Origin of the sequence: Zobellella maritima (assembly GCF_003075035.1) — a bacterium.
Classification (GTDB): Bacteria; Pseudomonadota; Gammaproteobacteria; order Enterobacterales; family Aeromonadaceae; genus Oceanimonas; species Oceanimonas maritima.
The window spans coordinates 636,576-648,595 of record NZ_QCZE01000001.1; the positions used below are offsets into that span (position 1 = coordinate 636,576).

Genomic DNA, 12,020 nt, shown 5'->3' on the forward strand with positions numbered 1-12,020 from the left:
ACAAGAGGGAGTAGGCACAGTTGCCTGATAATACCCATCATCAAGACTCGTTTGCCGACAAGGCAACACCCGAGGCCTTCCTGGAAATAAGGGGCCTCAGCAAACTGTTCGATGGCTATGCGGCTGTGGATGATGTCAGCCTGACCATCCGCCGTGGCGAAATCTTTGCCCTGCTCGGCGCTTCGGGCTGCGGCAAGTCGACCCTGCTGCGCCTGCTGGCGGGGTTTGAACGGCCCGAGCAGGGCCAGATCCTGCTGGATGGACAGGATATCGCCGCCGTGGCCCCTTATGACAGGCCCATCAATATGATGTTCCAGTCTTATGCGCTGTTTCCCCATATGACGGTTGAGTCCAATATCGCCTTCGGCCTGAAGCAGGAAGGCCTGCCCAAGGCCGAGATCGCCGAGCGGGTGGCAGAGATGCTCCGGCTGGTGCAGATGAGCGATTATGCCAGACGCAAGCCTCACCAGTTATCCGGCGGCCAGCGGCAACGGGTGGCGCTGGCCCGCAGCCTGGCGAAGAAGCCCAAGCTGCTGCTGCTGGATGAGCCAATGGGTGCCCTGGACAAGAAACTCAGGGAAGAAATGCAGCTCGAGCTGGTAAATATCATAGAGCAGGTGGGGGTAACCTGCGTGATGGTAACCCATGATCAGGAAGAGGCGATGACCATGGCCGGGCGCATTGCCATCATGAACCGGGGCCGGCTGATCCAGGTCGGCAAGCCGCTGGATATCTATGAATACCCCAGTTGCCGCTACAGCGCCGAGTTTATCGGTTCGGTCAACCTGTTTGATGGCGTGGTGGCGCGGGATGAGCCGGATACCTGCCTGGTGTCCTGTCCCGAACTCGAGCACCCGGTCCTGGTCAACCATGGCCAGTCGGTGGCCGAAGGGCAGGCGGTGACGGTAGCGATACGGCCAGAAAAGCTGCAGCTCTGTGACCAGGCCCCGTCCCGGGATGACAACTGGCTGAGCGGAGAGGTGGAAGACATCGCCTATCTCGGCAGCCTGTCGGTCTATCATATCCGGCTGGCCTCGGGGAAACGCATCATGGCGACCCTGCCCAACCGTCACCGCTCGCACAAGGGCAACCCGACCTGGGGGGAGCGGGTTCATTTGCGTTGGGAGGCGGACAGTTGTGCCGTCCTTCAGGATTAGGGAGTTTTGACCATGTCTCTCTTGCCCCGGTTCCGTGGCCGCCAGCTGGTGATTGCGCTGCCCTATGCCTGGCTGCTGCTGTTTTTTCTGATCCCGTTCCTGATTGTGCTCAAGATCAGCCTGTCTGAGTCGGTGCTGGCGATCCCACCCTACAGCCAGATGCTCAGCTTTGCCGACAACCAGCTGCAGCTGTTGCTGAACTTCAACAACTACCTGTTTTTACTGAGTGACAGCCTCTATATCCAGTCTTATCTGCAGTCCCTGCAGGTGGCCGGCGTCTCGACCCTGCTGTGCCTGCTGATCGGCTATCCGCTGGCATGGGCGATAGTGCATTCCCGGCCGTCGACCCGCAACATGCTGTTGATGCTGGTGATCCTGCCGTCCTGGACCTCGTTTTTGATCCGGGTATATGCCTGGATGGGCATCCTGGGTAATAACGGTTTTCTCAACAACCTGTTGCTGTTCCTCGGGCTGATCGACAGCCCCCTGCAGATCCTCAATACCAATACCGCCGTCTATATCGGCATCGTCTATGCGTATCTGCCCTTTATGGTCTTGCCCCTGTATACCGCCCTGATGCGGCTGGATTACTCCCTGGTGGAAGCCGCCGCCGACCTGGGCGCCAGGCCCTGGAAAACCCTGCTGACGGTAATCATTCCCCTGACCCGCGGGGGTATGATCGCCGGTGCCATGCTGGTGTTTATTCCGGCGGTGGGGGAGTTTGTTATCCCGGAACTGCTGGGCGGCCCGGATACCCTGCTGATCGGCCGGGTGCTGTGGCAGGAATTTTTCAACAACCGGGACTGGCCGGTGGCGGCGGCGGTCGCCAGCATCATGTTGCTGCTGCTGATGGTGCCCATCATGTGGTTCCATCATAGCCAACGCAAAGAGCTGGAGGGCCAGTGATGCCTCAACTACGCGGAGACATCACGATGTGGTTCCACGCCATGTCATACCGGCAACGTAAAGAGTGGGAGGACAGGCCATGAACCAGATACCCGCCAGCCGTTCCTGGCTGCGCCGGCTGATCCTGCTGCTGGGCTTCGGATTTCTGTACCTGCCGATGCTGCTGTTGATTATCTACTCCTTCAACAGCTCCCGGCTGGTAACCGTCTGGGCCGGCTGGTCGACCCGCTGGTACGGGGAACTGTTTGAGGATCCGATGATCATCCAGGCGGTCCTGCTCAGCCTGACCATCGCCTTCTTTGCTGCCACGACCGCCGTGGTACTGGGTACCCTGGCCGGTTTTGTGCTGACCCGAATGGGCCGTTTCAGGGGGGAACACGGCTTTGCATTCATGATCACGGCGCCCCTGGTGATGCCGGAAGTGATCACCGGCCTGTCCCTGTTGTTGCTGTTTGTGGCCATGGGAGACTGGCTGGGCTGGCCAACCCAACGGGGCAGCACCACCATCTGGATTGCCCATGTGACCTTCTGCTCGGCCTATGTGGCTGTGGTGGTCAGCTCCCGGCTGAGGGAGCTGGACAGTGCGGTGGAAGAGGCGGCCATGGATCTGGGGGCCCGACCCCTGAAGATCTTTCTGGTCATTACCCTGCCGATTATCGCCCCGGCCATCGTCGCCGGCTGGCTGCTGGCCTTTACTTTGTCGCTGGACGATCTGGTGATAGCCAGCTTTGTGTCCGGGCCCAACGCCAGCACCCTGCCGATGGTGGTTTTTTCCAGCGTGCGCCTGGGGGTGAGTCCCAAGATCAACGCCCTGGCCACCATCATTATCCTGATTGTGTCCCTGGTAACCTTGATTGGCTGGTGGTTGATGGTGAGGGCGGAAAAGCGTCGCCGGCAGGAGGCGGCGCTGGCCCGCAGTGATTAGGGGATGCTTCCCATAAAGCTGTTCAATTAAGGGGAGGACTCTCCTTTTCAACTTAAGTGAACGGCATTGGGTGTTTCCCGGCCTTTTTTGATGTATCTATATAGATAATCAAACATAAAAACGCCGGGAGCGAAGAGAATGCAGCTAGGCTTGTTGTTATGTGACCATACGGATAGCGACTTCAGCCGGGTCGGCGGTGATTATCCAGACCTGTTTCGGGAGTGCATAGCGGCAGTGGCACCAGAGGCACAATTACAGGTCTATGACGCGAACCAACATCAGTTGCCCGACGAAGGCACCCGGTTGGATGGCTGGATTATCAGCGGTGCTCGCTTCGATGCCTTTGGCCAGTACCCCTGGCTAGAGCGGCTGAAGGCCTGTGTTCGGCGCTTGCTGGAGCAGGGGCAGCGTATCGCCGGAGTCTGTTTCGGTCATCAGCTGCTGGCCTTGATGCACGGCGGCGAGGTGGGCCGGGCCCCGGTAGGGTGGGGCATAGGCACCCATGATTACCGCTGGCGACAGCAAGCAGAGGGACACCGGCCGGCGGAGGGGTTCAGGTTGCTGGTCAGTCACCAGGATCAGGTGCTGAGCCTGCCGGAGCGGGCCCGGGTACTGGCCGGCTCGGATTTCTGCCCCAATGCGGCCTTTACCCTGGACGATCGGGTGATAGGGGTACAGGGACACCCGGAGTTTACCCCTGCCTATTCCCGTTTCCTGATCGAGCAGCGCAAGGCGTACTTCAGCGGCAGCCTGTATCGACAGGCGATAGATTCACTTGAGCATGAGCATCATGGTTATGAGGTGATGCGCCTGTTGCTGGATTTCCTCACTTCACCTCAATCGGGAGGCAAGCAATATGGATATAGGGATCCCCAAGGAAATTAAAAACCACGAATACCGGGTAGGGATGACGCCCGGGGGGGTAAAAGAGCTGGTCAGGGACGGTCATACTCTGCTGGTTGAAACTCAGGCGGGGGCCGCCATCGGCTTGAGCGATGAGCAGTACCTGGCTGCCGGGGCCGAGATCGTGCCCGATGCCGCCACCTTGTTCGCCCGGGCCGAGATGATAGTCAAGGTCAAGGAGCCTCAGGCCGAGGAGTATCAGCGGCTGAAGCCGGGCCAGGTATTGTTTACCTATCTGCATCTGGCCCCGGATTTGCCCCAGACCCAGGGCCTGCTGGATGCCGGCTGCACCGCCATCGCCTATGAAACCGTGACCGACCGCAGCGGTGGCCTGCCGCTGTTGGCGCCGATGAGCGAGGTGGCCGGGCGTATGGCGATACAGGCCGGCGCCCACTGCCTGGAAAAGGCCCGCGGTGGCAGGGGCGTGCTGCTGGGCGGGGTGCCCGGTGTACCGCCCGCCCGTGTGCTGGTATTGGGTGGCGGGGTGGTGGGGATCAACGCGGCCCGCATGGCCCTGGGTCTGGGGGCGGATGTCACCCTGGTGGACAAGTCCCTGGCCCGTCTGAAAGAACTGGATAGCCTCTACGGCCCGGCCCTGAAGACCCTGTATTCAACCTCAGACGCGATTGAGGGCGAATTGCCCTGGGCGGATCTGGTGGTGGGAGCCGTGCTGATCCCCGGTGCCGCGGCGCCCAAGCTGATCACCCGTGATATGCTGGGGTTGCTGCCCCATGGGGCGGTATTGGTGGATGTGGCCATCGATCAGGGCGGTTGCTTCGAAACCAGCAAGGCGACCACCCATCAAAACCCCACCTACACGGTGGATGAAATAGTGCATTACTGTGTGGCCAATATGCCCGGTGGTGTGGCGCGTACCTCCACCTTTGCCCTCACCAACGCCACTCTGCCGTTTGTCCAGGCACTGGCCAACAAAGGCTGGCGGCAGGCACTGAAGGAGGATCCCCACCTGGCCGCCGGGCTCAATGTGCATAAGGGGCAAATCGTCTATCAGGCGGTGGCCGAGGCGCATCAGTTGTCCTTTACCCCCCTGGAGAAGATCCTGAAGGGGTAAGGCTCCCCACAGGGCGAATCCCCCAAACGGGTGGAATCGCCACCTCATTCGCCATCCCGGCTGCTCCCTGGGTTAAGCTTCGAGAACGCAGGGAGGAGCCTTATGAAACATCATCCACTGTTATTGCCCACCGTGCTGGGTCTGGTGGCTCTGGCCGGCCCCGGGGCCGCCGCCGATCCCGTGCCGCCCCTGCAGCTGGCTGGGGCGTACCAGCGGCAAGAGGTGCCTGCACGGTACTGGGTCAGCGAAAAGCTTGATGGGGTGCGTGCCTATTGGGATGGTCATGCCCTGATCTCCCGACAGGGCAACCGCTTCAATGCGCCAGACTGGTTTACCGCCGGCTTTCCCGGACAGCCACTGGATGGTGAGCTGTGGATGGGACGAGGACGCTTCGACGAACTTTCCGGTGCGGTGCGCCGCTATCGGCCCGACGAGCAGGAGTGGCGGCGGATCCGCTTTATGGTCTTTGACCTGCCCGCCAGCGAGTTGCAATTTGACGGGCGACTGCTCACCTTGCAGGCGCTACTCAACACCCGGACATGGCCCCATATTGCCCTGATTGAACAGCGTAAGGTCGCCGACGAAGCGACGCTGATGGCCTGGCTGGCCGAGGTGGAGACAGGGGGCGGAGAAGGGCTGATGCTGCACCGGGGCGATGCCTACTATCGGGCCCGGCGCACCGATGCCTTGCTGAAACTCAAACGCCACCAGGATGCTGAGGCGGTGGTGGTCGCCCATCTGCCTGGTAAGGGAAAATATAGCCGGCTGCTTGGTGCCCTGCTGGTGGAAACCCCCGACGGCCGACGCTTTCGCATCGGCACCGGCCTGACCGATCGGCAGCGTCGTTCTCCCCCCGCCATCGGCAGTACCATCAGCTATCGGTACCGGGGCGAAACCCGCAAGGGGATCCCCCGGTTCGCCAGCTTCCTGCGGGTAAGAGACGAAGAGCCGGCGAAGGAATAACGGCTGGCGCCGGGTCGCTTTTTCAGCTGGCCGGGTGACTCACTCCGGCGCTCCCCCAGGCGAACAGTGGTGTGGCTGCCCCGGGTCGCGGCGTATTCATGTGCGGTCTCCGGTCGATGGTGCCGCATTCGGAGCACTTATTTGGGATACAGTGTCCGGAAAAGATCATATAGTGACTGTGATAAACATGAGTCGCAGGTGAGTGAATATATAGCCGAAGGAGGATGGGATTGGTATGTGCCTGATCGCCTTTTCCTGGGATCCCGGTGGGGATATGCCGTTGCTGTTGCTGGCCAACCGGGATGAATTCTATGACAGGCCCACGGCGGTGGCGGACTGGTGGCCGGGCCACGATGGCATCTGGGCGGGACGGGATTTACAGGCGGGGGGTACCTGGCTGGGGCTGACCCGTAACGGCCGCTTCGCCGCCCTGACCAACTTTCGCAATGGGGTGCCGCAGCATGCCCAGGCACCGTCCCGGGGCGGGCTGGTTGCGGGGTTTCTTGAGAGTGACGTCAGCCCGGAGCACTACAGTCGGCAGCTGATGCCCCGGGCCCATCAATATAACGGTTTCAACCTGGTAGTGGGCGATATCTACGGCGTAACCGGCCCTGCATCTGTCTGGTATTGCGGCAACCAGGCAGGGGCCGAGGCGCGCAGCCTGCCGGCGGGGCTCTATGGTTTGTCCAATGCGGTGCTCGACACCCCCTGGCCAAAATTGCAACGACTGAAGGCCAGGCTGGCCGGGCTGGACAGCGATCACCGGGAGCTGGTGCAGGTCTGTATGGGTTTTTTAAGCGATCCCACCCGGGCTGATGAGGCCGAACTGCCGATGACCGGCATTTCCCGTGAGTGGGAGCTGGATCTGTCCTCCATCTTTATCGTGGGTCCGGACTATGGTACCCGGGCCCAGACAGTGGTGCAGGCCTATGCCGACGGCACCCTGGAAGCGACCGAGCGCAGTTTCAACGGCGCGAACCAGGCCCGGGCCCTGCAGCCGGACGCTGTGCGCTGCATGCGGTGTGCCGTGGCCCCGGGTCCGGAGCTGTCCCCAGAACCATGATTACCCGCCTGCTGGCCGACCTGGTGCTGGTGGTGCACCTGCTGTTTATCCTCTTCGCCCTGCTGGGAGGCCTGCTGCTGCTGTGGCGTAAATGGTTACCGCTTATCCACCTGCCTGCCGCCGCCTGGGCCATGCTGGTCGAGCTGCAGGGACGAACCTGTCCGCTTACCCCGCTGGAAAACCACTTGCGGCGGCTGGCCGGGGAAAGCGGCTATGAGGGGAGTTTTATCGACCATTATCTGATGGCCATCATCTATCCGCCCGGTTTGACGCCGGGCATTCAGCTGTTGCTGGGGCTGCTAGCCCTGGGCGTCAACCTGCTGATTTATGGCTGGGCTGTCCATCGCTTGTCCCGGCGGGCGAGAGGGGCCTAAGCTTGCGATTCCGGCAAGCATAGCCACACTTGTGTTGACCGGTCGGCACAAGTGTGGCCATGGGAGACACACCTCACCGGGTACCAAGGATCTCGTCATGAAAGAGCTGTTTATCGCCAATAAAAACTATTCATCCTGGTCGCTGCGACCCTGGGTACTGATGCGAATGCTGGATATCCCCTTTAACGAGCACCTGGAGCCTTTCGGATCCGGTTCCAACTGGTCGACCTTCCGGCGGTTTTCTCCTACCGGCAAGGTGCCCTGCCTGGTGGATAACGGTGTGGTGGTGTGGGACAGTCTGGGGATCACCGAATATCTGGCCGAGCATTATCCCGGCGTCTGGCCCAGGCAGGCAGAGGCCAGAGCCTGGGCCCGCTGCGCCGCCGCCGAGATGCATTCCGGCTTCTTTGCGCTGCGCAATCAGTGCCCGATGAATTGTGGGCTGCAGCTCGAAATGAACGGGGTGGACGCCGAGCTGCGGCAGGATATCGACCGACTGAACGAGCTGTGGCAGGAAGGGCTGGCCCGTTTCGGTGGCCCCTGGCTGGCGGGGGGAGCATTCAGCGCCGTGGACGCATTCTTTGCGCCGGTGGCCTTTCGGGTGAGCAATTACGGGCTCAAACTGGTGCCCGCTGCCGATGATTATGTGCGGCAGCTGCTGGCACTTAAACCCATGCAGGACTGGCTGGACGCTGCCCTCCTCGAACCCTGGCGCGAGCCGGGGCATGAAGCCGAGGCGCGCCAGGCGGGCAAGATACTGGCTGATCGACGGTTGCCCGTCGGTTCATCAACAGGCATGGCCTGAGGAGGCACAATGACACCGGGCGGGGTGCGGCGGCAGGCTGCCTGGGCCCGTTGTATCAACGACTGCGCGCGGGGCGGTGAGCGGGATGAGCCACACCGCTGCTTCCGTCGGAATAGCAGCTTCCATGGATGAGGTAGTTGGCCGCTTGCTGGACGGCCATCAGACCCTGGGCCGACTGGGCATTGCGCTGCTGCTGGGCATGTTGATCGGCATCCAGCGGGGTTGGCAGACCCGGGACAGCCAGGCCGGGATGCGTATCGCCGGTATACGCACCCATGCCCTGGTTGGCCTGTTGGGGGGGCTGACGGCCCTGCTCTCCCTGCACTTCGGTGGCTGGATCTTTGCCGTGTCTCTGCTGGGGGTATTTGGCATCTGCTTGGTCGCCTATCGGGTGCGCAGTCAGCAGGTGGCCGACTATAGCGTGACCGGCGCCATCGGGCTTATCCTCACTTTCTGTTTTGGCGCCGTGGCTTTGGTGGATGACCCGGCCATCGCCGCCGCCGCAGCGGTGATCACCGCCTTTATCCTGGATAATAAACAGGAGATCCATGGTTTGTTGCACAAGTTGCAGCAGCATGAGCTGGACGCCGGCCTGAAATTGCTGTTGATTTCGGTGGTGATGCTGCCGCTGCTGCCGGATCTGGACATGGGGCCAGGTCAGGCCATCAATCCCTACCAGATCTGGTGGATGGTGGTGCTGATCGCCGCCATTTCTTTTTTGGGTTATTTCGCGGTGCGGGTCGGCGGCACCGAGAAGGGGATCCTCTTTACCAGCCTGTTTGCGGGCTTGAGTTCTTCCACCGCCCTGACCCTGCACTATGCCCGTTTGTCGCGGGTAAATCCCCGGCTCAATCCTTTGCTGGCGGCGGGTATCTTACTGGCCTGCGGCACCATGTTTCCCCGCATCCTGGTCTATTGCGCCCTGATTAATCCGCAGTTGTTGCCGGCCCTGCTGCTGCCGGTGCTGATGATGACAATGCTGCTTTATGTGCCGGCGGTATTTATCTGGCTGCATCACCGTAAGCAGGTAACCCTCGATCAGCCCAGGCTCAGAATGAAGCCGCTGGACCTCAAGCTGGCCGTCGGTTTTGGCCTGTTGATCATGGTGATTATGGTGCTTGGCGAATGGCTCAAGAACTGGCTGGGCAGCACCGGTATCCTGCTGCTGGCCATGGCTTCGGGGATTGCCGATGTGGATGCCATCACCCTGTCGCTGACGCGGATGTCGCTGTCGAGCGTCGACTTTGCCACCGCCGTGCTGGGCATAGTGCTGGCTGCGTCAGTCAATAATATCGTCAAGTCGTTGTTGGCCCTGACCGTCGGTGGACGGGTGTTGGGTGCCAGGGTAGGGGGACCCATGCTGCTTTCGATGGCTGGTGGCGTGCTGGTTGCCTGGTGGTTTTAAATAACTGTTCCTAATTGTGCTACAGAAATCAGGCTCGAACGCAGACTTGCCGTAAACCCCTCCCAGGGGGCTCCGCCGCACCATCCTTGGCGCGGAGGGGCTGCTTATCGAATCCTGACTTCTGTCTCGAAATGTAGCGATATTTGTATCAGTTATTTTAACAGGATCAATGAATGCCCAATGCCCATCTGTTATTGGCCACCCTGCTGGCGATGATTGCCTTCGCCGGCAATTCGGTGCTCTGCCGGCTGGCGTTCCAGGGTACCGAAATAGATGCGGCCAGCTTTACCGGCATGCGACTGCTGTCCGGCGCCCTGGTGCTTTGGCTGCTGGTGGTGCTCAACGGCAGGAAAGGGGCACTGAAGGCGGGCAGCTGGTGGTCGGCCTTGGCGTTGTTCCTGTATGCGGCCACTTTTTCTTTTGCCTATCTGTCGCTGGCCACCGGTACCGGTGCCCTGTTGTTGTTTGGGGCCGTGCAGGTGACCATGATAGGGGCGGGCCTGTGGCGGGGGGAACGACTGAACCGCTGGCAGAGCCTGGGGCTGGGATCTGCCTTTGCCGGCCTGGTGGGTCTGTTGTTACCGGGGATCTCGGCACCGCCCTTCGCAGGCGCCGTTATTATGTTAACCAGCGGGGTGGCCTGGGGCGTCTATTCATTGCGTGGACGGGGTGTCACCGATGCGACCCGGGTCACGGCCGGTAATTTTATGCGAGCCGTCCCCCTGGGGGCGGGGTTGTTCTTCGCCTGGTTACCCTGGACCAGGCTGGATGCCATGGGGCTCTGGTATGCCGTCCTGTCCGGCGGTTTGACCTCGGCCTTGGGCTATGCGCTCTGGTATCGGGCATTGAGTGGGTTGAACGCCACCCAGGCGGCCACGGTACAGCTGAGTGTGCCAATAATTGCGGCCCTGGGAGGCATACTGTGGCTGAGCGAACCCTTGACCCTGCGCTTTCTGCTGGCCTCGGTAGCGGTGCTGGGTGGCGTCGCCCTGGTTATTTTCGGGCGTGGCTAAGATCAGGTGCCCGGGATGAGTGACGCAGAAAAGAGGAGGGCGCCCTGAGGGGCGCCCTGGTTGTCTAGGCGGGTAACAGGGTCTGGTGCAGATCCTGTATCACGCCTGCGGCGGCGTCATCATTAACCAGGAAACAGAGGTTATGGGGGCTGGCGCCGTAGCAGATCATACGGATATTGACGCTTTCCAGCGCCTGAAATACCCGGCTACCGGTCCCGCTGACTTCACTCATGCGGTTGCCGATCAAGGCCACCAGGGCCAAGCCATGTTCCACCTTCAGATGGCAGTGTTTACCGAGTTCCGCCTGCACTTCATCGGTCAGCAGTTCGGCCCCCGCATCCAGGGTCAGGGACACGCTGACTTCCGAGGTGGTGATCAGGTCGACGGAAATCTTGTGTCGGGCCAGGATGCCGAACACCTCGGCCAGGAAGCCGTGGGCCTGGAACATATTCAGGCTGGTCAGGGTCAGCAGTACCTGATTGCGGCGCAGGGCCAGGGCGCGAAACAGCGGCGCCTGGGGGGTGGCGTTGCGGATCCAGGTGCCGCCCGCTTCCGGTGCCTTGCTGGAGCCGACAAATACCGGGATCTGTCGGCGTACCGCCGGCTGCAGGGTGGCTGGATGCAGAACCTTGGCGCCAAATGTTGCCATTTCCGAGGCTTCGCTGAAGCTGATTTCCGGAATGGCGCGGGCCTCGCTCACCAGGCGGGGATCCGTGGTGTAGATACCGGGCACATCGGTCCAGATCTCTACGGCGGATGCCTCGAGGGCTTCACCCAGCAGGGCGGCGGAAAAGTCGCTGCCGCCGCGACCCAGGGTAGTGGTGCGGCCATCGCTGGCGGCACCGATAAAGCCCTGGGTGATCACCAGTTGCTTTTCGCACAGGGGCTGCAATTCGGCGACGGCAGACCGGGCCAGGGCATCCAGATCGGGTGCGGCGCGGCTGAATCTGTCATCGGTATGCATGATCCGACGTACATCGAACCAGACAGCAGGAGTACCCCGTTGGCGCAGCAGCTCGACAAACAGGCGGGTGGACATCAGCTCACCCTGGGCGACGATCTCGTCGTTCAGGGCCTTGCTGGGGCTGATCGCGGCACTGTCCGACAGCTCCTTGATATGGTGCAGAATTTCTTCGATATGACGGCTCAGCATCTCGGGGTTGCCGAGGCTGGTCAGTATGCCTTGCTGGATGTCGGTCAGCTGTTGCAGCAGCTCGGCCCGGTGCGCCTGCTGATGCTCTCCCGATGCCAGGGCAACCAGTAGGTTGGTAACCCCGGAACTTGCGCTTAACACCGCCAATCGGGTGTGGGGGTTTTGTTCGAGGATAGCGGCGCAGCGGCTCATGGCTTGATGATCGGCAACGCTGGTCCCACCAAACTTGGCGACTATAAGTTGATTCAAGTGCAGCTCCTTGAAGTATGCATGCGAAAAAT

The 12,020-nt window shown here is 61.3% G+C and carries 12 protein-coding genes; 11 read left to right on the top strand and 1 reads right to left on the bottom strand.

The window, feature by feature from the left end:
* The first annotated feature begins 20 nt into the window (after positions 1-20).
* The 11 genes from potG to DCS96_RS02935 all read left to right on the top strand — a co-directional run bounded on the left by potG (position 21) and on the right by DCS96_RS02935 (position 10,586).
* The gene (gene potG / locus DCS96_RS02885) at positions 21-1,157 is read left to right on the top strand and encodes a putrescine ABC transporter ATP-binding subunit PotG (RefSeq protein ID WP_116472845.1); all 1,137 of its coding nucleotides are present in this window, start codon (positions 21-23) and stop codon (positions 1,155-1,157) included.
* A gap of 12 nt (positions 1,158-1,169) precedes the next feature.
* Positions 1,170-2,063, top strand: a complete 894-nt coding sequence (potH, locus tag DCS96_RS02890) for a putrescine ABC transporter permease PotH (protein ID WP_116472846.1) — start codon at positions 1,170-1,172, stop codon at positions 2,061-2,063.
* Positions 2,064-2,142: 79 nt separating this feature from the next.
* Entirely contained in the window at positions 2,143-2,988 is an 846-nt protein-coding gene (locus tag DCS96_RS02895; protein ID WP_116472847.1) for an ABC transporter permease subunit, read from the top strand.
* A 138-nt stretch (positions 2,989-3,126) separates the two neighbouring features.
* Positions 3,127-3,873, top strand: coding sequence for a glutamine amidotransferase-related protein (locus DCS96_RS02900; protein WP_116472848.1), 747 nt, complete (start codon positions 3,127-3,129; stop codon positions 3,871-3,873).
* The gene (ald, locus tag DCS96_RS02905) at positions 3,845-4,963 is read left to right on the top strand and encodes an alanine dehydrogenase (protein ID WP_116472849.1); all 1,119 of its coding nucleotides are present in this window, start codon (positions 3,845-3,847) and stop codon (positions 4,961-4,963) included. Before DCS96_RS02900 ends, ald begins: the two co-directional genes overlap by 29 nt.
* A gap of 102 nt (positions 4,964-5,065) precedes the next feature.
* Entirely contained in the window at positions 5,066-5,926 is an 861-nt protein-coding gene (locus tag DCS96_RS02910) for a DNA ligase (protein ID WP_116472850.1), read from the top strand.
* A 235-nt stretch (positions 5,927-6,161) separates the two neighbouring features.
* Positions 6,162-6,989 (top strand): NRDE family protein, encoded by an 828-nt coding sequence (locus tag DCS96_RS02915; protein ID WP_116472851.1) that lies wholly within the window; start codon positions 6,162-6,164, stop codon positions 6,987-6,989.
* Positions 6,986-7,363 (top strand): DUF2784 domain-containing protein, encoded by a 378-nt coding sequence (locus DCS96_RS02920; RefSeq protein ID WP_116472852.1) that lies wholly within the window; start codon positions 6,986-6,988, stop codon positions 7,361-7,363. The genes DCS96_RS02915 and DCS96_RS02920 overlap by 4 nt, the downstream gene beginning before the upstream one ends.
* Positions 7,364-7,460: 97 nt before the next feature.
* A complete protein-coding gene (locus DCS96_RS02925; RefSeq protein ID WP_116472853.1) occupies positions 7,461-8,168 on the top strand; it encodes a glutathione S-transferase family protein in 708 nt (235 codons plus the stop codon).
* Positions 8,169-8,292: 124 nt separating this feature from the next.
* Positions 8,293-9,573, top strand: coding sequence for an MgtC/SapB family protein (locus DCS96_RS02930; protein WP_116472854.1), 1,281 nt, complete (start codon positions 8,293-8,295; stop codon positions 9,571-9,573).
* A gap of 173 nt (positions 9,574-9,746) precedes the next feature.
* Positions 9,747-10,586, top strand: coding sequence for a DMT family transporter (locus DCS96_RS02935; protein WP_116472855.1), 840 nt, complete (start codon positions 9,747-9,749; stop codon positions 10,584-10,586).
* Between the two features lie 64 nt (positions 10,587-10,650).
* Here the strand turns inward: DCS96_RS02935 and lysC are convergent, their stop codons facing one another.
* Complete coding sequence (gene lysC / locus DCS96_RS02940; RefSeq protein WP_116472856.1) at positions 10,651-11,988, bottom strand: lysine-sensitive aspartokinase 3; 1,338 nt, start codon at positions 11,986-11,988, stop codon at positions 10,651-10,653.
* Between the last annotated feature and the right edge of the window lie 32 nt (positions 11,989-12,020).

Coding starts and splice junctions, on each gene's coding strand:
- potH (WP_116472846.1), top strand. CDS start 1,170: ATGTCTCTCTTGCCCCGGTTCCGTGGCCGCCAGCTGGTGATTGCGCTG.
- DCS96_RS02895 (WP_116472847.1), top strand. CDS start 2,143: ATGAACCAGATACCCGCCAGCCGTTCCTGGCTGCGCCGGCTGATCCTG.
- DCS96_RS02900 (WP_116472848.1), top strand. CDS start 3,127: ATGCAGCTAGGCTTGTTGTTATGTGACCATACGGATAGCGACTTCAGC.
- ald (WP_116472849.1), top strand. CDS start 3,845: ATGGATATAGGGATCCCCAAGGAAATTAAAAACCACGAATACCGGGTA.
- DCS96_RS02910 (WP_116472850.1), top strand. CDS start 5,066: ATGAAACATCATCCACTGTTATTGCCCACCGTGCTGGGTCTGGTGGCT.
- DCS96_RS02915 (WP_116472851.1), top strand. CDS start 6,162: ATGTGCCTGATCGCCTTTTCCTGGGATCCCGGTGGGGATATGCCGTTG.
- DCS96_RS02920 (WP_116472852.1), top strand. CDS start 6,986: ATGATTACCCGCCTGCTGGCCGACCTGGTGCTGGTGGTGCACCTGCTG.
- DCS96_RS02925 (WP_116472853.1), top strand. CDS start 7,461: ATGAAAGAGCTGTTTATCGCCAATAAAAACTATTCATCCTGGTCGCTG.
- DCS96_RS02930 (WP_116472854.1), top strand. CDS start 8,293: ATGGATGAGGTAGTTGGCCGCTTGCTGGACGGCCATCAGACCCTGGGC.
- DCS96_RS02935 (WP_116472855.1), top strand. CDS start 9,747: ATGCCCAATGCCCATCTGTTATTGGCCACCCTGCTGGCGATGATTGCC.